Genomic DNA, 22,138 nt, shown 5'->3' on the forward strand with positions numbered 1-22,138 from the left:
CCGAACACGGAAGTTAAGCTCTTTAGCGCCGATGGTAGTTGGGGGCTTCCCCCTGTGAGAGTAGGACATCGCTAGGCGCAAAAAGTCGCTACTAATTCAGTTAGTAGTGGCTTTTTTTTATTGTTTAAAAAAATAATAAAATGTCGAATTGTAGATAATCGTTGTTGGAAAAAGGCATATTACGTCTAGCCGAAAGTGCTATCCTGTCATAACAATTTAACTCTCTTCTACGTGTGGCCAGCACGCTACTTGTTGGGATTTCCCACTCGTGTTCAGGATTAGCAGGCGCTTTTTTAAAAATAAAATTTTTAAATTGGTGAACCATTATGAATAATGTTAGTCGGTACGAAGTAGTTATTAGTACCGGTTTTTTATTTTATAGTTACTATTTTATAACGAGCAAATTTATAAACATATAATGCGTGTTGATTTCCCTCATACTTGTTAAAGAAAATATCAGAATATGAAGAGATTGAAGTACCGGTAGAAGGGGTACTTTAATCTCTTCATTGTAGTTACACAAACGTAGATTAGTTCCGTTGCTCTTATTATTTCAGATTCATGTGCGACGACAAAAGAAGGAAAAAAGGGATTTTTTCCATTAGATTTAATAAACGTCGAGTAGGATATAATGCAGGGTTAATTCCATCGGAGGAAGAAGTGATATTCGAGTCATTCGTAGAAGATGCGAAGCAATTAGTGAAATACACGAAGGAAGCTGAGCATTTTTCGAGTGTTATAGTCTGGGGTAGTAATCGGCATATTAGCTACATAGGGAGGAAATGTAGATTCTTATATTTCAATAGCAGGTGCTGGTAGACCAATTAATGGAATAGCTACAAGGACTACTTTCTAATGATTTATGAGCTGAATCAGATCGTATTTTATCCAATCTAAATATAGTATGTAAAAATCAACCTAACATCCAAAAATGTTAGGTTGATTTTTATTTTTATAGAGTAGCCGTTTTTTGGCGTAGTTCGATACGACGAATTTTACCGGAAGTTGTTTTTGGTAATTCTGTTAGGAACTCAATACTACGTGGATATTTATAAGGTGCAGTTAACGTTTTCACATGCTCCTGAAGCTCCTTAATTAGTGACTCTTCATCGGCTCCCTGATAACTGTCCTTTAAAACAATATACGCTTTTACGATGCTACCACGAATTTCGTCTGGCGCAGCGACAACAGCACATTCTTGTACCGCTTCATGCTTGTTTAGTGCATCTTCCACTTCAAATGGTCCAATCGTGTATCCGGAAGAAATGATAATGTCATCGCCCCGTCCTTCAAACCAGAAGTAGCCTTCTGCATCATAGCTTGCTTGGTCCCCAGTAATGTACCAGTCACCACGAAAAGCAGCTTGCGTGCGCTCGCGGTCGCGATAGTATTCTTTAAATAGAGCTGGACAAGACTTGTGCACAGCAATATCACCTACTTCTCCTGGTGCGACTACTTCGCCGTTTTCATTAATAATTTTTACGTTATTGCCTGGTGTTGGGCGTCCCATTGAGCCAGGACGTAATTCCATATCTTGCATTGTTCCGATTAACAATGTATTTTCTGTTTGACCATAACCATCCCGTACTTTTAAGTTAAATAACTTCATAAATGTATCGATGACTGGGCGATTTAATGGTTCACCTGCGGAAACAGCACTTCGAAGGGAAGATAAATCATACTCATTTAGGCTATCAAGTTTCGCCATAATACGGTATTCAGTTGGTGTACAACATAGCACATGAATTTTTTCATCTTGAATGAGTTGAAGGTATTTCTCTGCTTCAAACCCTCCGTAATAAACGAAAGCCGTTGCTCCTAACATAATTGTTGATAGGAATGGGCTCCAAATCCACTTTTGCCAACCTGGAGCAGCCGTTGCCCAAACGAGATCTCCTTCATGGACACCTAACCAATTAGAAGCAGCTGTACGTACATGGGCATAGCCCCAGCCGTGAGAATGGACAACGCCTTTAGGTTTGCCAGTAGTACCCGATGTATAAGAAAGGAATGCCATATCATCTCTTGAAGTAGGAGCAGCTTCAAATTCTGTACTTTGCTGTGCTGCTAGTGTATTTAAATTTGTCCAACCTTCTTCTTCTTCACCAATAATTAATTTTAATACAGGATTAGCACCTTGGATTTTATTTACTTCAGTAGTAAATGCATCATAAGCAATGACTGCTTTTGCTGAAGCATGTTCAATACGATACTCTAAATCACTTGCTCTTAACATTTCAGAACAAGCAATCGGTACAATGCCAGCCTTTAAGCAGGCTAAATATACATTATAAGCCTCAGGTAATCGAGGTACGATAATTAACACGCGATCCCCACGTTCAATATTTAACGATGTTAAAGCATTAGCATATTGATTCATATTTTCGATCAGTTGTTTGTATGAAATGATGCGTTGATTACCTGTTGCATCAATCCAACGAATGGCTTGACGATTTTCATCTTTTTTATACTTCTCCAGCTCTTCGGTAATATTGTATTGTTCTGGTGCAAGTAAATTTACTTTTACATTTGTCTCTGTCATAAAAATCCTCCTTAGTCCATTCCAATCAAATATTTCTGAATATTAAATTTATTAAAGCTTGATATTTATTGTACACATCATAGTAAAATAAGGTCAAGAGAAAAATGGTATAATGTAGAATTATATAAACATAATTTAGAATTATATTGTTGTTAGAAATGTTTAATGGTGTATGTTTTTACGGCAGAAGACATTAAAATAAGAAATCAGAAAATACTTGCTTTACTTGAAAAACAGCTGTATAATTTTTAATGTACTTAAGCTTGATAAAGCAAATTAAATAATAGCGTTCCGAAGTAGCTCAGTGGTAGAGCAACCGGCTGTTAACCGGTTGGTCGTAGGTTCGAGTCCTACCTTCGGAGCCATTTTTTTTGCCTTTTTTTAAGTTCTTCATAAGCCTTTCTTCATTTCCTACATAATGAAATAGATGATCCCTTTCTAATAAACTTCATTTTTATTTACATATTTTATTAATATTTCTCTAATTACTATCATATACTAATTATTGCCTGCATAAATAGAATGTAAAGACATGTGTAATAATAATTATTTTAAGATAATTTAATGTATGTTATATCTTCTATTCGAATTATTCGGGAGGGGAATTACTTAGAAAAAAAGCGAAAAAACGAGAATAATATATTGTAAAATAATCGAAAAATGTATTTATTTTTAAAATATAGATTGACAAAGTTATTTTAGATACAGTAATATTCAGGAAAATATAGTAAGTTGAAATGGTTTCGGTTTCGACCAAATAAGGGGGAGTTTTAATGGAGCCTATTTTAGAGATTGAAAATGTCTCTTTGCAATTTGGTGGCGTTAAAGCGTTAGATAACGTCACGTACCATATAAACCAAGGTGAAATATTTTCGCTTATTGGTCCTAATGGAGCTGGGAAGACGAGTATGTTAAATTGCATCAGTGGATTATATCAGCCGACAACTGGCTCCATTCGGTACAAAGGGCAAGAGATTATCAATATGAAACCGTATAATCGAACGACACTAGGTATGGCACGTGCCTTCCAAAACATTGCCTTATTTGCACATATGTCAGTGCTTGATAATTTAAAGCTCGGCAGACACTCTCTGATGAATGCAGGGATTGTTAACGGAGGCTTTTATGTAGGGAAAGCTTCCAAAGAGGAAATTCAACATCGCCAAAAGGTAGAGGAAGTAATTGAGTTTTTAGAATTGCAGGATATACGCCATACGCCAGTAGGTACGCTATCGTACGGATTACAAAAACGTGTGGAAGTTGGGCGAGCATTAGCACTTAATCCAGAGCTAATTTTATTAGATGAGCCAATGGCAGGTATGAATAATGCCGAAAAGGATATGATGTCTCGGTTCATACTAGATATGCATGAGGTGATGGGAACGACAGTAGTGTTGATTGAGCACGACTTAGGGGTCGTAATGAGTTTGTCAGATCATATTGCCGTATTGGATTTTGGAAAGCTAATTGGATTTGGAACGCCAAAAGAAATACAGCAAAATCCAGATGTGATTAAAGCATATATCGGTGAAGAAACCGTTATTTAAGGGGGAAAGACTGAATGGTCATTCATAAAACATTACCTACGTTGTTAGCAGAACGAGCAAAAAATGAGCCAAATGCAGTTGCGCTCAGACAAAAACATTTAGGTATATGGAATGAAATTACGTGGCAAGATTATTTGAAAAATGTCGAATTGCTAGCAGTTACACTATCGTATGAGCTTGGATTTCAAAGTGGTGAAACACTAGCCATTATTGGTGAAAATCGACCACAGTGGCTATACGCTCAAATGTCTGCACAGTTACTTGGGGGAATTTCAGTAGGGATTTATCAAGAATCCTTATCCGATCAAGTTGAATTTTATTTGAATGATTGTAAAGCGAGAATTGTCATTGTTGAAGACCAAGAACAAGTAGATAAATTACTAGAAATAGAGGCTAAAATTCCGCTTGTTGAGCACATTATCTATTACAATAAGCAAGGATTACGTCATTATAAGCATCATAAACTCATTTTTTTAGACGATTTAATAGAAAAAGGGGAAGCTTTGTTAAAGAGTAACGCCAATTTTTATGAAGAACAGTCAAGCGACCTTGATACACATAGTCCAGCTGTCATTGCATATAGCGCAGCAACATCAGGGAGACCTAAAGGGGCCGTTCTGACACACTTTAACTTAATTAACGCAGCAAAAAATTTAAGTGAACTGGAGGACATGAAGAAAAAAGACGACTACTTCTCATTCTTGCCATTGTCATGGGTTAATGAAAAAGTCGTGAGTACTGTTGTTCCGTTACTTATCGGGTTTGCTGTTAATTTCCCAGAAAAGCCACATACAGTCATGGTCGATTTACGAGAGATTGGACCACAAACATTACTTGCACCACCTCGTGTTTACCAATCGCTCATGTCAAATTTCGAGATTCGTATAGAAGGTGCTAGTTGGTTTAAAAGAAAAGTATATAACCTCTTTAAGAAATATGGGGATAAAAAAGCGGTGGCTGATGCAAATAATCAAACATTATCAGGCATCGATAAATTGATGTACTTTTTAGGGGATACCATTATTTTTAGTGCTATCCGTGATCATTTAGGACTAGCGCGACTGAGAAGAGCGTATGTCGCAGGGGCAGCACTACAACCAGATGCATTCCATTTTTATCATAGTATTGGTGTGAATTTAAAACAGACGTATGGTGGTACGGAGGTTGCAGGGATTGCATTTGTTCAGCCGGATCGTCAAATTAAGGCGGGTAGCTCTGGTGTACCGATACCGAATACAGAAGTGAAAATCGGCGAAGACGGCGCGATTTACATGAAAAATAATGCTATTTTCTCTGCATATTTGCATGAGGAAGATCAAAAAGAAGTGATTGATGGTTGGTTATGTTTAGGGGATAACGGTTATCTCGATGAGCAAGGACACCTTCACATTTTAGATCGCAAAGAAGATATTATTACGAATACAGCTGGTGAAGTTATTTATCCAAGATTAGTAGAAAACGAGTTAAAATCAAGTCCTTATATTCAAGAAGCCGTGTGCTTCGGTAAAGATAAACCATATATGACAGCTATTTTAAATATTGATATGAATAGCGTCGGTAGATGGGCAGATAAAAACCGCATTGTATATACAGAATATTCAGACCTCTCTAGAAATCCGAAAGTTGTTGAGTTAATCGAACAACAAGTAGAACAGTTAATGAGTAAATTACCACAGCAAAATCGAGTGAAAAAGTTCTCCATTTTACACAAACAATTTACCGCAGATCAAGGTGAGCTAACACGTACGTTAAAAATCCGCAGAAACTTTGTTGAACAGAAATATAAAGCGTTAATTGATGGCATGTACTCGGATACGCAGGAAGTATCAATCGCTAATTCACTCACTGAATCAGTAGAGGAAAAAGTGAGTCTTCGTGTTATTAAATTAAAGCTGAAGCAAGGGGTGGCATGATGACGTTTTTTTTACAGATGCTTAGTAACGGAATCGTAGTAGGGAGTATTTATGGGTTAGTAGCGCTCGGATTTGTTCTTATTTATAGAGCAAGTGGAGCACTGAACTTAGCAAATGGTGAATTTGTTATTATCGGCCCATATGTTTGTTTAGTCATCATGACAGTTTACAATGTACCGTTTATCTTTGCGCTACTTTTAACCCTACTATTTAGTGCAATACTAGGGCTGGTAGTAGAGCGATTAGTTGTAAGGCCGCTACAAAATGCACCGACCATTTCAGTAATTATGGCGACGATTGGTTTATCGAGCTTGTTAGCTGGTGCAGTGCATATGATTTGGGGACATTCAACACGCGTATTTCCACCAAATGTATTCCCATCGACACCACTAAAATTGGGTGGCGTCATTATCACACCTGTATATCTATGGTCATTTATCGTAGTCATTGCACTACTCATTGCTTTTTCTATGTTTTTCAAATTTTCAAAAATCGGAATTGCTATGCGTGCAGTAGCAGATGATCGTGAGGCAGCTTCTTCTATGGGCATTAGTGTGAAATTTATCTATGCAATGACATGGATGATTGCATCGATTGTAGCAGCAATTGGTGGTGTGTTACTAGGGAACATCACTGGTGTTAGTCCAACAATGTCAGCAATTGGTTTAACTGTATTGCCGGTAGTAATTCTAGGTGGTTTAGATAGTGTTCTAGGTGCCATTGTCGGTGGTTTCCTAATTGGTATTCTACAAAATATTGCAGGTGGCTATTTAGATCCGCTAGTAGGTGGTGGTGTGAAGGATGTTGTACCATTCATCATCGTCCTATTAATCTTAATGTTAAAGCCACATGGGCTATTTGGTAGTAAAGGCATAGAGAGGGTGTGATTGGGTGAGGAATTTATTTGTTCGAGAAAGTGGAAACTACAAAACATCTTATGTGAATGATATGAAGTTATTTGGAACGATGGCCGAAAAGGTGAAAATAACAGTCATTGTAGGCATTGTACTGCTTGTACCGTTCTTTGCATCGAATTATTGGGTAGGATTACTCACGCTATGTGCTATAGCAGCAATTGGTGCGATTGGTCTCAATATTTTAACAGGATTTACGGGACAAATTTCGATTGGTGTAGGTGCCTTTTTAGGGGTAGGTGGTTATACTTCGGCTATTATTACGTCGACTTATGGACTCAGCTTTTGGATTTCGCTACCGTTAGCAGGTCTTATCACGGCTATTATCGGTGGTATTTTCGGATTGCCAGCATTACGTTTAAAGGGGCTATACTTAGCGATTGCTACATTATCGGCACAAGTAATTATTTTATTTGTTATTAGTCGCTGGGATAGTGTAACTGGTGGTACAGCGGGAATGGTACTAAGCCGTCCAGAAATCGGTCCATTTAAATTCAACACAAATACATCCTATTACTACTTATCTATTATTGTACTGCTCTTAACGATTTTATATGCTACAAATTTATTGAGAACACGAGTAGGACGAGCATTTTTAGCTATTCGTGACCGTGATATTGCAGCACAAATTATGGGGATTAACTTATTTCAATATAAGGTGTTAGCTTTTGCCGTTAGTTCATTTTTCGTAGGTATTGCGGGTGCGTTACTTGCGCATTACACAATGATTGTAAGTCCAGAAAATTATAGTATAACGATTTCAATTGAATACTTAGCGATGATTTTAATTGGTGGCCTAGGAAGTGTATTTGGCTCCATTTTGGGTGCTGTATTCATCACGCTTTTACCGGTATTTTTAAGCTCGGCTGTAGATGTTTTATCGACGATTATGCCGTCAATGTATCAGCTTTTCTCAGCATTTAAGGAATTTGTTTTCGGTTTAGCAATTATCCTGTTTTTAATTTTTGAACCAGGGGGCTTAGCACATATTTGGCTAAATATTAAAAAGTACTTTAAATTATGGCCATTTTCTTATTAAGCTATCCGCTGTTCAAGATTAAATAAATAAATACATTTATTACAACAAGGGGGAATTTTTGTGAAGAAAAGAGGCAGTAAGTATTTATGGATGTTAATGGGGGCGCTATTGTTGCTTGTTTTAGCAGCATGTTCGTCAGACGATGCATCGACAGACAGCGATGTAGATAGCTCAAGTGGTTCAGATGGAGACAATGGGAATCGTACGGTTGTCATTGGGGGGCTATATGATATTACAGGTGGTACTGGGGATGTAGGAACGCCATACGCTGAAGGGGAAAAAGCGTATTTCGAGTATATTACAGAAAATAAATTAGTTGAAGGATTAAACTTAAAATTAGTAGGTAAGGATTATGCTTACCAAATTCCAGAAGCACAAAAAATTTATCAAGAATTCCGTGACAAAGAGAATGTATCAGCTGTACTTGGATGGGGAACTGGTGATACAGAGGCATTACGTCAACAAGTGGCAACAGATGAATTACCATACTTCTCTGCTTCATATTCAGAAAACTTAAAAGATTTAGAAGAAAGCCCGTATAACTTTTTAATTGCAGCTTCTTATTCTGATCAAGGGCGCGCTATTTTAAAATGGATTAAAGAAAACCATGAAGGTGACAATCCAACAGTAGCGTTACTATACAACGATACAGCATTTGGTCGCTCACCAGTTGAAGATATTAAAGCGTATGGTAAAGAAATTGGTGTTGAAATTGTGGATGAGCAAGTAATTGACGTGAAAGCGACAGAAGCTCAATCTCAATTATTAAATATGGAAAAGAAAAATCCAGACTACGCAATTATTCAACAAACTTGGAATGCTACAGCTACAATTTTACGTGACGCTAAAACATTAGGCATTGATACACAATTCTTTGGCTTAAACTGGGCAACGGGCGAAGGTGTAATTGATATTGTAGGTGCTGATGTGGCAGAAGGATACAAAGGTATTTTAGGACATGCTTTCCCATATGAAGATGTTGAGGGAATGGCAGATATTAAAAAATACTTAGAGTCAAAAGGCAAAACAATCGAAGATATTAACCAAAAGTTCGTTCAAGGTTGGAGTGCAGCAAAGGTTATGGTAGCTGGTATTCAAGCTGCTGCTGAAAAGTATCCTGATGGTGATTTAACAGGTGCTCAAATTCGCGAAGGTTTAGAGTCTTTACAAGATTTAGATTTAGGTGGTTTAGGTGCAAATTTAACATTTAGCGCGGACAACCATGCTGGTACTGAAAAAGTACGTTTAGGTGTTGTGAAAAATGGTAAGTGGGAGCAGTTAGAAGACTACTTCAGCTACAGAGACTAATGTGTTTAAATTGTAATCGATGGAAGGGTGGCTTACATGCTCCAAGTAAATAATTTAGAAGTAGTTTATCAAAAAATTATTTTGGCTTTAAAAGGGATGTCACTCCATGTACCAGAAGGGAAAATCGTCGCTTTACTTGGTAGTAACGGAGCCGGTAAGTCGACTACATTGAAAGCAATTTCAGGTCTACTTGCTGGAGAAGGCGGTCAAATTACAGATGGAACAATTGAGTTCCAAGGAAATAAGATCAACGGAGTGACAGCGGATGCGCTTGTTAAACAAGGGATTTTCTTAAGTATGGAAGGTCGACGTATTTTTAAAGACTTAACGGTTGAAGAAAATTTAATGGCAGGTGCGTATACGCGTAAAGACCGTTCTAACATCAAAGCAGATATTGAAAAAATATATGGCTATTTCCCAAAATTGAAAATGTTACAATCTCGAAAAGCTGGATTTTTGTCTGGTGGTGAACAGCAAATGTTGGCCATTGGTCGGGGATTGATGGCTAAGCCGAAGCTACTATTGCTAGATGAGCCTTCATTGGGAATTGCGCCATTACTCGTAAAAGAAATCTTCCAAAACATTAAAAAGATTAATGAAGAAGAAGGGATGTCTATACTAGTCGTAGAGCAAAATGCAAATGTTGCCTTATCCATTGCACATTACGGCTATATTATGGAAAATGGTCGAGTAGTGATGCAGGGAGATGCAGCTAGCTTATTATCCAATACAGAGATTAGTGAGCATTATTTAGGCATCGGGAAAGAAGAAGAGAAAAACTATAAGGAAGCAAAGTCTTATAGACGGCGCCAACGTGTAGTGTGGTAAATACGCTTTTTATGATTAGGGAGGCTACCCACATAGACAGGCCTCTCTATTCATAGAGCAAATTTAGAGGGATATGGGGAGTGGTGAGAAGCTTCCTTATCTCTCTTATTGTATTTTTTATAAAAATGATTACTTAATATATGTAGAAACTCCTAACGAAATGATTGTACATATATGATAAAGAAGAGGAGAGGGCAACGAAAGGTTTGGTACTTGGCTATTTAATTTTAAAATAGTTATAAAAAATACTTGCGAAGTATAAAAAACGATGATAATATAGGTCTTGTCTTATTCAGAAGCAATTAGCAAATGGGCCCGTTGGTCAAGTGGTTAAGACACCGCCCTTTCACGGCGGTAACACGGGTTCGAATCCCGTACGGGTCACCACTTAATAACATAATGTATAACACTTTACCTGAACATGGAGGATTAGCTCAGCTGGGAGAGCACCTGCCTTACAAGCAGGGGGTCGGCGGTTCGAGCCCGTCATCCTCCACCATAAGTGTTATATGCTGGAGGGGTAGCGAAGTGGCTAAACGCGGCGGACTGTAAATCCGCTCCTTCGGGTTCGGCGGTTCGAATCCGTCCCCCTCCACCATCTTCTATAAAATGATTGGGGTATAGCCAAGCGGTAAGGCAACGGATTTTGATTCCGTCATGCCTAGGTTCGAATCCTAGTACCCCAGCCATTTTTTATTTGTCCTGTAAATAGTAGCAGGCAAGAAGATTGATATCCTTCATACCTTATGTATTATTTAATAAAACGATTCAATCCTTTACTCCACATGAGTAAAGGATTTTTTTCTAATACGATAGTAACTTGAAATACGAAAGTAGAAAACTTTACAATAAATTAGATGAATACAATTTGTTTTTGAGCCATTTTATCAAAAAACATTTTGTTATAATAAAAGTGAAACCTTATTGGACGTGGAACGTAAATCATATAACAGAAGGTGGAGAGGGTAGACAATGGATGCGTTGGTGAATAAAAGAATAAAGCAAGTGCTTAAAGGTGATCAAAACGCATATGCAGACATTGTGAACCTCTATCAGCACAAATTGTATCAAATATGTTACCGGATGCTCGGTAATAAACAAGAGGCAGAAGATATCGCACAAGAAGCGTTTGTACGTGCTTATATTAATTTACATTCTTATGATCAAAAAAGAAAATTTTCGACTTGGTTATACCGTATTGCAACGAATCTGTGTATTGATCGTATTCGGAAAAAGAAACCGGATTATTATTTAGATGCAGAGGTAGCAGGAACAGATGGGCTCGATATGTACTCGCAAATTGCAGCAGATGAACAATTACCGGAAGATGTCGTTGCCCAAATGGAATTGCAAGAACGTATTCAGTATGAAATTAGTCGATTACCCGATAAATATCGTTCAGTTATAGTGCTGAAATATATAGAAGAATTATCTCTTCAAGAGATTAGTGAAATTCTTGATATGCCACTTGGAACCGTAAAAACCCGAATTCACCGTGGTCGTGAAGCACTACGAAAACAGCTAAACAATTTATAGGAGGAGATTCGCATGAGTACGTGTTCAAAACATTATGTAGAATATATGCACGAGTACTTAGACGGGGATATTAGCCGTGAGCATGAACAGCAGCTAAAGAAGCATTTGCAAATGTGTGAAGAATGTCAACAACATATGCACGAGCTCAGTGACACGATTGCGTTCATTAAGAGCGCTACCCACATTACGGCGCCTCCTAGATTTGAGGAAGATGTAATGAGTCGCTTACCAAAAAGAAAAAATACAGTAGGCATTCAGAGATGGTTACGCAAACATCCGATTATTGTAGCGGCAGCCGTGTTTTTTTTATTGATGAGTGCAACATTATTAGGTAGTTATTCAAACGATAACCAATTCTCTGTGACGAAACAACCGAACTTAATTGTGGAAGGAGAAACGGTGATTGTACCTGCTGGAGAGGTTGTAAAAGGCGATATCGTCGTGAAAAACGGGACTATTGTGATTGAAGGAGAAGTAGATGGCAATGTAACGGTCATTAATGGCGATTACATGGCATCTACAGCAGTCGTAACAGGCCAAATTCAAGAGGTCGATGAAGTATTTGAGTGGCTTTGGTATGAGGTGAAGCAAATATTTAATAGCTTTATTTCACTTTTTGAATCTGAAAATAGTCATAATGAGAGCCAAGAATGATTATTCTTGGCTTTTTTCTTGTACTACAGGGAACCATTTAACAAAAAATGACGTTCTATAGAAAATGAAGAAGTCTACTCGATTGGGTAGACTTTTTGCTCTCTAAAAAGTCAATCATTACACAAATATGATATACTTTAAATTGTATATGTATTAGCTAGAAAAGTGGGGGATGCCACATGCAAATAATCGAACAATTTACAGATTTGACACCTGTAAATGTTGTTTTTAGCTTTTTGGACGTACTGCTTGTTTGGTACGTGATTTATAAAACGTTAACCCTCATTAAAGGAACGAAAGCCGTTCAATTATTAAAAGGGATCTTTGTCATTATCATCGCAAAAATTGCGACTGAAATCTTTGGGCTTAATACCTTGGATTGGCTACTAGAAGAGATTATTGATTGGGGTTTCCTAGCGATTATCATTATCTTTCAGCCGGAAATTCGTCGTGCACTTGAGCAAATTGGACGAGGGAAGTTATTTCAACGCACGACAAATCAGCAAGATGAAGAACAAACACGCCTAATTGAAGCAATGAAGAAATCTGTGAGCTATATGGCGAAGCGTCGTATTGGTGCACTGATCTCCATTGAAAAAGAAACAGGTTTAACAGAGTATATTGAAACAGGTATCAAAATGAATGCGGATATGTCGTCCGAATTACTCATTAATATCTTCATTCCAAATACACCGCTCCATGATGGGGCAGTCATTATGCAAAAGGATAAAATTACAGCGGCTGCTTGTTATTTACCTTTGTCAGAAAGTGCCTTTATCTCCAAAGAACTTGGGACACGTCACCGCGCAGCTCTTGGGTTAAGTGAGGTAACGGATGCCATTGTCATTATTGTATCAGAAGAGACAGGTGCGATTAGTATTGCATTCGACGGTAAAATTGACCGTAATTTAACGATTGATGAGTTTACGGTAAAGTTACCTAAACTATGGTTTGGGTCTGAACAAGAGTCCAACTTAAACTTAGCCTCTAAGTGGAATTGGGGAGGTAAGAAGAATGGATAGAGTGTTTAACAGTGTTTGGGCACTGCGAATTGTTGCTCTAGTGTTATCGCTAGCCTTATTCTTATATGTCAAATCAGAACTGGAGACGGCAGGACGTGAAGCATTACCTGCGGATGAAGTCGATGTTTTATATAATGTCCCGCTTGAAGTGTATTATGATGATGAGGACTTAATCGTTACAGGGGTACCAGAAACAGTAAATGTCACAATTAGTGGAAATTCAAAGCTGATATTACAAACAAAAATTACGCAAGATTATGTTGTATTCGTTGATTTAAATTCACTGACGATTGGTGAACATCATGTAACCATTCAAAATGAAGGTTTCTCAGAAAAATTAAACGTTTCCATTGATCCAGTCGCACTAAATATTTCGATAGAAGAGCGTGTAACACGTGAATTCCGAGTAGAACCAGAAATGAATAAACGCCTCATTGCAGAAGACTACGACTTAAAGGGTATGACTGTTGACCCAACGACAGTCGTTGTTACTGGTGCTAAAAGTGCTATTGAAAATATTAGTTATGTGAAGGCAACCGTCACGGGTGAGCAAGGGATTAAAAATTCCTTCCAGCAAGAAGCGAATGTAAAAGTATTAAACGCTGAGTTGAATCGTCTTGATGTTGCTGTTCAACCGGAAAAAGTGAAGGTCAAAGTAGAAATTGAAGAATATAGTCGTGATGTACCGATTAAAATTAAACAAATAGGGCAATTGAAAGACGGTATTTCCATAGAGAAGCTTTCGGTTGAGCCAGTGAAATTGAAAGTGTATGGGAAAAAAGCAGTTATTGACGAGTTAAAGGAATTAGTCGTAGAATTTGACGTGTCAGACTTAGAAGAGTCCGGATCGTATGAAGGGAAAATAAAAGTACCTGAAAAGGTGACGGCGGAAGAAAGTGCCGTTATCATCCATGCGGCTATTAAAAAAGAATTAGTAGAGGCTGCTGACGAGTCGACAGAGGGTGGGACAGGTCAGCAAGCAGAGGATAGTACTGAGTAATTGGCCATGCATTTGCCAAACGGAAAATTCCTATAAAGATGGTCATAGCCATAATAACAGGGATGTCTAGTATTGAAGGAGAGAATAAAATGGGTAAATATTTCGGAACAGATGGCGTCCGTGGAGTCGCTAATAGTGAATTGACGCCGGAGTTTGCATTCAAACTTGGACGTGTTGGAGGATACGTATTAACGAAAGATGCAAAAGAACGCCCGAAAGTTTTAATTGGACGAGATACACGTATTTCTGGTGAAATGTTAGAGGGCGCATTAGTTGCAGGTCTTTTGTCAATTGGGGCAGAAGTTATGCGCTTAGGCGTCATTAGTACACCAGGTGTTGCCTACCTGACACGTGTGATGAATGCACAAGCAGGTGTCATGATTTCAGCATCACATAATCCAGTACAAGATAACGGTATTAAGTTTTTTGGTCCAGATGGCTTTAAATTAACAGATGCTCAAGAAGCAGAAATTGAAAGCTTACTTGATGCAGAAGAAGATACATTACCACGCCCAACAGGTGGCGATATCGGTTCAGTAACGGATTATTTTGAAGGTGGACAAAAATATATTTCCTATTTAAAACAAACAGTAGATGAGGAATTTCTAGGCATTCATGTCGCACTAGATTGTGCACATGGGGCAACAAGTCAGCTTGCTACACACTTATTTGCTGATTTAGAAGCAGATATTTCAACAATGGGTGCTTCACCAGACGGCTTAAACATTAATGATGGTGTTGGTTCAACGCATCCAGAAAAGCTCGCTGGTTTTGTATTAGAGCGTGGGGCAGATGTTGGTCTTGCGTTTGATGGTGATGGGGACCGTTTAATCGCCGTAGATGAAAGAGGTCAAATCGTTGATGGCGATCAAATTATGTTCATTATCGGTAAATACTTGCATGCGAAAGGGCGCCTAAAAAAGGGCACCGTTGTATCGACTGTAATGAGTAATATGGGCTTCTATAAAGCATTAGAAGCAAACGAGATGAAAAGTGTACAGACAGCTGTTGGCGACCGTTATGTAGTCGAGGAAATGCGTGCAAACGACTATAATCTTGGCGGTGAGCAATCCGGTCATATTGTATTTTTAGATTTCAATACAACAGGTGACGGTTTACTAACAGGGATTCAATTAGTGAATATTATGAAAGTAACAGGTAAGCGTTTATCAGAGCTTGCAAGCGAGATGACGATTTTCCCGCAAAAGCTTGTTAATGTACGTGTGACGGACAAGCATGCCGTAACACAAAATGACCGTATCGCTGCGGTCATTGCAGAAGTGGAAGCGGAGATGGCAGGCAATGGACGTGTACTAGTGCGACCTTCTGGTACAGAGCCACTTGTACGTGTCATGGTAGAAGCAGCTACTGTTGCTGCTTGTGAGGAATATGTAAACCGTATTGCAACTGTTGTAAAAGCTGAAATGGGCTTAGCTGAATAGATGATCCAATAGAACCGCCTTTTCTGTAGAAGGGCGGTTTTTCTCTTATGAGAAGAAATGAGCCATGTCTAGGTCCATAACTATACATGCTAAGGCAACTCGTCAAGCAGTATAGCATATATTAAGCATAATCAGTAACAGAAGTAATAAACATATAGAGCATTTGCTATATGTATAAACTCCCTGTAGATATAAGAAAGTTGCAATGATATTACGCTAGTATGTCATATACTAGCGCATTTATTTTTGGCGATGATTTGACGAATGTACTCGTTTTATGTATGATGAGTATGCTTGCAAAATGATTGTTATTAAATTCCAATATCAGGACATTTGTAAGCATGCGCGATTAAAGGAGGATGGCATACGCGCAATAGAAGTACAAAGGAAAACAATGATAGCGCCTGAGCTAAGGAAATCGGACGGCAAAGCAATCCTTAGTTGACGAGGTGGAGGTTTATCGAAAATTCGGCGGATGCCTCCCGATCGCACGTGCCCGGTTGTTATATTCGTTTTAAAACAGCAAAGCAATTTGCTGCACAGAAGAACGAATCGGCACACATAAAAAATAATAAAAACAAGCTACAGCGCTCGTAATACAATCGTTAGTCAGAACGATGTTTTAGCGGATAGGTCATCTGCATAATCGAAAAGCCATATGGAGGCTTTTCAAAATGGGCTTACGCGTAGTTTAGTTTCGCATTGTCTTTTTCTATAGAAAGTTTCGGATTTTTGATTTTTCTGTTCGACGTTTGTGCATTATAAATGTAATGGATGTATGGGAGTAGAGAGAAAAGGCTTATTTTGTTGTTGCTAAATACGTGCCGTTGTAGCGAACGGAGGATTTATTTTATGTGTGGAATTGTAGGATATAACGGATTATTAGATGCAAAGGAAATTTTACTAAAAGGGTTAGAGAAATTAGAGTATCGTGGGTATGATTCAGCCGGTATTGCTGTTCACAATGAAGATGGTGTCACAATTTTCAAGGAAAAGGGCCGAATTGCCGATCTTCGTAATGCAGTGAACGATGATGTGATGGCACATATCGGAATTGGTCATACACGCTGGGCAACACATGGTGTACCGAATAAATTAAATGCACACCCGCACCAATCTGTGTCAGGGCGTTTTACACTTGTACACAACGGGGTCATTGAAAACTATCATTTACTAAAAAAAGCGTATTTAAAAGGCATTCAGCTGCAATCAGATACAGATACAGAAGTCATTGTGCAGTTAATTGATTTATTTTCAAAAGAAGGATTATCGACGGTAGAGGCATTTCGAAAAACATTAAGCCTTGTACACGGTTCCTATGCATTAGCGCTACTGGATAACGAGGATACAGGCACAATTTACGTGGCAAAAAATAAATCACCTTTATTAGTCGGCGTTGGTGATAGCTTTAATGTTGTTGCTTCAGATGCGATGGCGATGCTACAAGTGACAGACTTATTCATCGAGTTGCACGATAAAGAAGTAGTCATCGTGAAAAAGGAAAGTGTTGAAATTTCAACGCTAGACGGTCGCAAAGTAGAGCGTAAGCCGTTCAAGGCAGAGTTAGATGCAAGCGACATTGAAAAGGGCACATACCCGCACTATATGTTAAAGGAAATGGATGAGCAGCCAGGCGTCGTGCGTAAAATTATCCAAGCATACGAACAAGACGGGGAACTAGCGATTGATGCAGACATTTTAACGGCATTACAAGCAGCAGACCGCATTTATATTATTGCAGCAGGCACAAGCTACCATGCAGGGCTTGTTGGAAAAGAGTACTTTGAGAAAATGGCGGGCATCCCAGTAGAAGTGCACATTTCAAGTGAGTTTGGCTATAACATGCCGCTTCTTTCGGAGAAGCCGTTGTTCATCTTCATTTCACAATCGGGTGAAACAGCGGATAGTCGCCAAGTACTTGTGAAAATTACAGAGCTTGGTCATCCAACATTAACAGTAACGAATGTACCAGGTTCAACGCTTTCTCGTGAAGCAGACTATACACTGCTATTACATGCAGGTCCTGAGATTGCCGTTGCTTCTACGAAAGCATATGTCGCACAAATTGCGGTGCTGGCGATCGCTGCTTATGTCACAGGGAAAGCGCGCGGCAAAGTGATTGACTTTGACTTAAAGCAAGAACTTGCGATTACCGCAAACGGTATTCAGTCCATTGTTGATTCAAAAGACGTAATGGAAGAAATCGCAGAAGATTATTTAAAAATCGCACGCAACGCCTTCTTCATCGGTCGTAACGTGGACTTCTGTGTCAGCTTAGAAGGCGCATTAAAGCTAAAAGAAATTTCATATATTCAAGCAGAAGGTTTTGCGGGCGGTGAGCTTAAGCACGGTACCATTGCGCTCATCGAGGAAGGTACGCCAGTCTTTGCCCTTGTCACACAAGAGCCAGTCGCACTCAACATTCGTGGGAATGTGAAAGAAGTGGTAGCACGTGGCGCCAATGCATGCATTATCGCGATGGAAGGCATGGAGGAAGAAGGCGACACGCTCATCATCCCTCGTGTTCACTCGTTATTAACGCCATTAGTATCGGTGGTCCCATTACAGCTTATCAGCTACTATGCCGCCCTACACCGTCGCTGTGACGTTGATAAACCGAGGAATTTAGCCAAGTCGGTGACGGTTGAGTAGTACTAGGGTAGTTTTGTGAAAAATTGTAGCTTTTAAATAAAGTTATACTGTTTTAACACTCCTTTGGATTACTATAATCTAAAGGAGTGTTTTTTATGTCTAAAAGAACAAGGACATCTAAAGTTTATAAGAAGAATTGATGAGTCTTTTTTCTATCTGTTTTAATTAAAATACATATAAAGATTAGGGGATGTCGATATTTGGTAAAAGGTCGTTGTATTTTTCTTTTAAATAATTTAGACCTTCTTCGTTACTTTGCACTTGTAATTCCAACTGTTCCTGCAGATATTTGTGTCGGCCCTTAACTTCTTGAATAATTTGACTCCATAGATAAACCCAGACTTCAATAGTATCTGTTTCATAAATTAAACCATAAGATCTTCCTTTTTGATCCATGCGTTTTGTAGCATAATCATCAAGTTTGTTGCCTAGTAATATAAATTTCCACTTCGTTTTAGTTTTATCAAAATACATATTATCTTCAACTGCAAAAGCATAAGATTCTATCTGATTAATTTCTTTTCTTCCTATTACACAAGATGGACGTTTAAGTTCTATGAATAGATTTTCAAAGCAATCTTTTGAGCCGTGAACAAATTGTCTATACAGACCTATATCAGGAATATCATTCAAATCTTTTAAAGACTTAAAATCAATTTCAGCAGCGATGTCTTCTCTTTCTAACTGTTTCAAATGCTCTTTTAAAACATTTTTTAAACTTATATCGTCACAACCATATTGGTATTGGTCTCCGAAAATCCATAATTCATTTAAAAGGATTTTATGTAGTTGGCTGCGTTCCTTTAATATTTTGTGATAGTCTGTGCTATAAAGGATTTCTTCGAGACCATTTAAAAATTTTAAACGATTTGAAATTAAACTAGTTGTATTAATTATAGATGTTAAAGAAGTTCTTTCTAGTAGCTCAGCTAATTCATTTTGTTGTTCAAGAGGTAAATTTAATACTTCAGTTAATATTTTATTTAAATTCGTAGGATTTTGTTCTAATGCTTCTTTTAAAAGTCTGTACGTCACCTTTTTAGAAGACTCCGTCATTGAATTGAAATTAGGAAGGTATTCGTTAATTTTGTATGCACAGATGTCAAATACTTGTCTTTCAGCTTTTTCAACTTCAGTTTTAGGAGTACCTTTATAAGGGTAGATTTTAGATTGTTTTATTTTTTCGATTTCAATTGAGGCCTCATCAGCTAATCTTTCTCTTGTTATGTTTTAAAAAAAATTAGTAACCTCATGCATTAATAAAATATAGTCTTTATCTAATTCATAGGTATCTATTAAGTTGTTATTGCGAATTTCGTCAAAAACACTACTTGTTAAATACGCAGAATGAGAAAATTGACGTAAGTTTACTTTAGTTTTATTTTCTATAATCGTTTTGAAATCTAATCCACTACAATATAAATTTTTATAGGAACCTTTATTCCAAACTATAAAATCAATTTTTGCAGATAATGATGTGCCATTATCTTTAACTAAATTTATATTATGAGTAAATTGGTCTTTAATAAATTGTTTAGGAGTCAACTTTATACCATTCACCAAAATCGTAATTTCAGGGTTAGCGATAAGATATGGGCTAAATAGTTCAGTTAAACTGTCAATAAGAGTACTAACATCACTAAAATCATCTATAGCATCATAGATTAAATTTTCTATAGTTACTGTAACACCACAAGTGGCTTGATTAGAGAGTGTTTCCGGAGAGATATACAAAGATTTCAGAGAGGTTTTACGGCCCTCTAAGGTGAAATTAAAAATCTTATTAACCTCTTTTAAATAGGAGCTTTGCCATTGTACACGTTCACCCAATACAAATGCAGCAAAGCGTCCTTGCCCCTCTTTCCCGTGATAAATCCTGCCCTTAGGGCTAAATTTAGTTTTAACTTTGTGTGAATCGCCAAGTTGTCCGAAATCACGATTTACAAAATTATAATTTAAACCGTGACCGTTATCTTTTAAAATGATTCTTTCTATCTGATCATTTTCATTTGGTATAAGAGTTAAATTTACCTGAGTTGCATCAGCATCTACAGCATTCCATATCAATTCTGACAGTGCTTTAATTGGAGATGTCTTGGAAAGCTTTCTTATATAATCATTTGTTAGTTGAATCTCTAGACTATTAGGTGTTGTCAAATTAATACCTCCTTTTAAATAACTTATATTAATAATATTATCTCCAACCAATATATTCCATGATATGTATTTGATAATTATATTTAAAAAATCCAGAGTGCTCTTGAATGATACTTTGGATTTTTTAGTCATTTATAGGTTTCAAAAATTCTATTTGCTAAATCAATTATTAATTGAATTTCTTCATCGTGTTTTAATTTTAGTTGCTCAGTTTCAATAGGTAATTGCTTCATAGGCGAATTTAATTCGAAAAGATCTTTTGCGTTAATTTCCAAACCGACTGTAATTTTTTCTAATGTTTGTAGTGTGATGTTTCTATCTCCACGCTCTACTCCAGCTAAATAAGAGGTTTGTAAACCACACTTTTCTGCTAGTTCTTCTTGCGTCAATTTTTTTCTTTTACGAATTTCTTTAATATTTGCCCCTACAATGTTAACTAACTGCTCCATACAATCACCTCACGCTAAGACTATGTGAGGTGCAAAAACTCCTGAAGAATCATAAAAGTACATTTTAATTGAATTTAGCAATTATAAGTACTATTGTGTACTTCCAAGTTCAATTTTAAGGAGTGAAATATTAATTGAGTAATCATTTAAGTACAAATATAGTGCTTGAAAGTATAGTGCAATCAAAAATGAGAGGTAGAGTTACTTATCAAGGTTCAGTTTCTTCGTAGGTTGCAATGAATTTTTCATATTCAAAATTATTTAACGATCTATCAGGAAAAGGTTATCAGCGCCCTATTAACAAAAAGTGTTGTACAGATTTTGCTGATTATTTATCACAAGGTGAAGATTCTTTATACACTCCTATCCTTTTAAACGCAGCGGGTAATTGGGAGTTTCAAGCATATGATCGCTAACGTCCAAACTATGGTCGTTTAATTTGTCGCAAAAAAGCTACGCTAATGGATGGGCAACATCGATTAGGTGGAATTAAGGAGTATATAAATCAGACAGGTAGCACGTTAAGCGTACCGTTCTTAGCATTTCATTATTTAGATGAAGACGAGGAAATTAAACTTTTCGATGTAATTAATACTAAAGCTAAGGGGATTGGTACATCATTAAGCCGATATTTAAATCGAAATAATAATGACTTGAGTTGGGTAGCTACAAATCTTATTTTAAAACCAGAAAGTCCATTCTTTAGTAAAGGAACATTAATCGGAAAGCGCACTAAAGATAAGCACATTACATTACAAAATCTCTATCAAATTGTTAATTTACTAACTAAAAAATCTGATTTAGCTAAGCTATCAAAAGAAAAGATTTTAAATATTACAATGTTTTATTTTAATTTAATCAAGGAGCTACTACCTGATGAATGGGAAGATTATAAAAATTATCGATTAACTCATATTACGTGTTTAAATGCGTTAGCTATTGTAGGAAATGAGTTGATTAATGAAAATTATTTAGTGAAATCGCAGCAGCCAGACTCAGTGAAGATTGCAAATAAATTGTTGAATTTAGGAGAGATTGATTGGTCTGCTAGTGGAGAGTTGAAATTTGTTAAGGGGGTGGCAGGAACAAAAATTTTAGCTATGGATATTAAAAATTGTATAAATTAAAGGGAAGT

Annotated in this window: 17 protein-coding genes, 5 tRNA genes and 1 rRNA gene; 19 read left to right on the top strand and 4 right to left on the bottom strand. The window is 37.3% G+C overall.

Going from position 1 to position 22,138, the window contains the following annotated elements:
• A 5S ribosomal RNA gene (rrf, locus tag AC3II9_RS14060) occupies positions 1 to 77 on the top strand; the annotation flags it as partial.
• Between the two features lie 875 nt (positions 78 to 952).
• Here rrf and mbcS read toward each other — a convergent pair.
• On the bottom strand, positions 953 to 2,542 hold the full coding sequence (gene mbcS, locus AC3II9_RS14065; RefSeq protein ID WP_489156396.1) for an acyl-CoA synthetase MbcS: 1,590 nt from the start codon (positions 2,540 to 2,542) through the stop codon (positions 953 to 955).
• Positions 2,543 to 2,832: 290 nt separating this feature from the next.
• Between mbcS and AC3II9_RS14070 the strand changes: the two genes are divergently transcribed.
• The 17 genes from AC3II9_RS14070 (at position 2,833) to glmS (ending at position 18,397) form a co-directional block, all read left to right on the top strand.
• Positions 2,833 to 2,907: transfer RNA gene (locus AC3II9_RS14070), tRNA-Asn, on the top strand.
• A gap of 408 nt (positions 2,908 to 3,315) precedes the next feature.
• Positions 3,316 to 4,089 carry an ABC transporter ATP-binding protein gene (locus AC3II9_RS14075; RefSeq protein ID WP_489156398.1) on the top strand — a complete coding sequence of 258 codons (774 nt, stop codon included), beginning with the start codon at positions 3,316 to 3,318 and terminating at the stop codon, positions 4,087 to 4,089.
• Between the two features lie 14 nt (positions 4,090 to 4,103).
• A complete protein-coding gene (locus tag AC3II9_RS14080) occupies positions 4,104 to 6,002 on the top strand; it encodes an AMP-dependent synthetase/ligase (RefSeq protein ID WP_489156400.1) in 1,899 nt (632 codons plus the stop codon).
• On the top strand, positions 6,002 to 6,889 hold the full coding sequence (locus AC3II9_RS14085) for a branched-chain amino acid ABC transporter permease (RefSeq protein ID WP_489156402.1): 888 nt from the start codon (positions 6,002 to 6,004) through the stop codon (positions 6,887 to 6,889). Before AC3II9_RS14080 ends, AC3II9_RS14085 begins: the two co-directional genes overlap by 1 nt.
• Positions 6,890 to 6,893: 4 nt before the next feature.
• A complete protein-coding gene (locus tag AC3II9_RS14090) occupies positions 6,894 to 7,955 on the top strand; it encodes a branched-chain amino acid ABC transporter permease (protein WP_489156404.1) in 1,062 nt (353 codons plus the stop codon).
• Positions 7,956 to 8,015: 60 nt separating this feature from the next.
• Positions 8,016 to 9,263 (top strand): ABC transporter substrate-binding protein, encoded by a 1,248-nt coding sequence (locus AC3II9_RS14095; RefSeq protein ID WP_489156406.1) that lies wholly within the window; start codon positions 8,016 to 8,018, stop codon positions 9,261 to 9,263.
• A gap of 36 nt (positions 9,264 to 9,299) precedes the next feature.
• A complete protein-coding gene (locus AC3II9_RS14100) occupies positions 9,300 to 10,091 on the top strand; it encodes an ABC transporter ATP-binding protein (RefSeq protein WP_391376551.1) in 792 nt (263 codons plus the stop codon).
• A gap of 312 nt (positions 10,092 to 10,403) precedes the next feature.
• Positions 10,404 to 10,478, top strand: a tRNA-Glu gene (locus AC3II9_RS14105).
• 36 nt (positions 10,479 to 10,514) lie between these two features.
• A tRNA-Val gene (locus tag AC3II9_RS14110) sits at positions 10,515 to 10,590 on the top strand.
• Positions 10,591 to 10,605: 15 nt separating this feature from the next.
• Positions 10,606 to 10,689 (top strand) — tRNA-Tyr (locus AC3II9_RS14115).
• Positions 10,690 to 10,705: 16 nt separating this feature from the next.
• Positions 10,706 to 10,780, top strand: a tRNA-Gln gene (locus AC3II9_RS14120).
• Between the two features lie 283 nt (positions 10,781 to 11,063).
• Positions 11,064 to 11,627: an RNA polymerase sigma factor SigW gene (gene sigW, locus AC3II9_RS14125; protein WP_489156408.1), complete on the top strand. Its 564-nt coding sequence runs from the start codon at positions 11,064 to 11,066 to the stop codon at positions 11,625 to 11,627.
• Positions 11,628 to 11,639: 12 nt separating this feature from the next.
• Complete coding sequence (locus tag AC3II9_RS14130) at positions 11,640 to 12,281, top strand: zf-HC2 domain-containing protein (RefSeq protein ID WP_489156409.1); 642 nt, start codon at positions 11,640 to 11,642, stop codon at positions 12,279 to 12,281.
• A gap of 179 nt (positions 12,282 to 12,460) precedes the next feature.
• Positions 12,461 to 13,303, top strand: coding sequence for a diadenylate cyclase CdaA (cdaA, locus tag AC3II9_RS14135; protein WP_489156411.1), 843 nt, complete (start codon positions 12,461 to 12,463; stop codon positions 13,301 to 13,303).
• Positions 13,296 to 14,303: a CdaR family protein gene (locus tag AC3II9_RS14140; protein WP_489156413.1), complete on the top strand. Its 1,008-nt coding sequence runs from the start codon at positions 13,296 to 13,298 to the stop codon at positions 14,301 to 14,303. The genes cdaA and AC3II9_RS14140 overlap by 8 nt, the downstream gene beginning before the upstream one ends.
• Before the next feature lie 89 nt (positions 14,304 to 14,392).
• Complete coding sequence (gene glmM / locus AC3II9_RS14145) at positions 14,393 to 15,745, top strand: phosphoglucosamine mutase (protein ID WP_489156414.1); 1,353 nt, start codon at positions 14,393 to 14,395, stop codon at positions 15,743 to 15,745.
• Between the two features lie 852 nt (positions 15,746 to 16,597).
• Complete coding sequence (gene glmS, locus AC3II9_RS14150; RefSeq protein ID WP_489156416.1) at positions 16,598 to 18,397, top strand: glutamine--fructose-6-phosphate transaminase (isomerizing); 1,800 nt, start codon at positions 16,598 to 16,600, stop codon at positions 18,395 to 18,397.
• A 183-nt stretch (positions 18,398 to 18,580) separates the two neighbouring features.
• On the opposite strand, the gene AC3II9_RS14155 is transcribed toward glmS, so the two are convergent.
• The 3 genes from AC3II9_RS14155 to AC3II9_RS14165 all read right to left on the bottom strand — a co-directional run bounded on the left by AC3II9_RS14155 (position 18,581) and on the right by AC3II9_RS14165 (position 21,003).
• Positions 18,581 to 19,432 carry a hypothetical protein gene (locus AC3II9_RS14155; RefSeq protein WP_489156418.1) on the bottom strand — a complete coding sequence of 284 codons (852 nt, stop codon included), beginning with the start codon at positions 19,430 to 19,432 and terminating at the stop codon, positions 18,581 to 18,583.
• Positions 19,433 to 19,627: 195 nt separating this feature from the next.
• Positions 19,628 to 20,554, bottom strand: a complete 927-nt coding sequence (locus tag AC3II9_RS14160; protein WP_489156419.1) for an ATP-binding protein — start codon at positions 20,552 to 20,554, stop codon at positions 19,628 to 19,630.
• A 128-nt stretch (positions 20,555 to 20,682) separates the two neighbouring features.
• Complete coding sequence (locus AC3II9_RS14165; protein WP_489156421.1) at positions 20,683 to 21,003, bottom strand: helix-turn-helix domain-containing protein; 321 nt, start codon at positions 21,001 to 21,003, stop codon at positions 20,683 to 20,685.
• Positions 21,004 to 21,440: 437 nt separating this feature from the next.
• Between AC3II9_RS14165 and AC3II9_RS14170 the strand changes: the two genes are divergently transcribed.
• Positions 21,441 to 22,130 carry a DGQHR domain-containing protein gene (locus AC3II9_RS14170; RefSeq protein ID WP_489156532.1) on the top strand — a complete coding sequence of 230 codons (690 nt, stop codon included), beginning with the start codon at positions 21,441 to 21,443 and terminating at the stop codon, positions 22,128 to 22,130.
• Positions 22,131 to 22,138: the final 8 nt, after the last annotated feature.

Source organism: Lysinibacillus sp. RU7 (genome assembly GCF_057837305.1).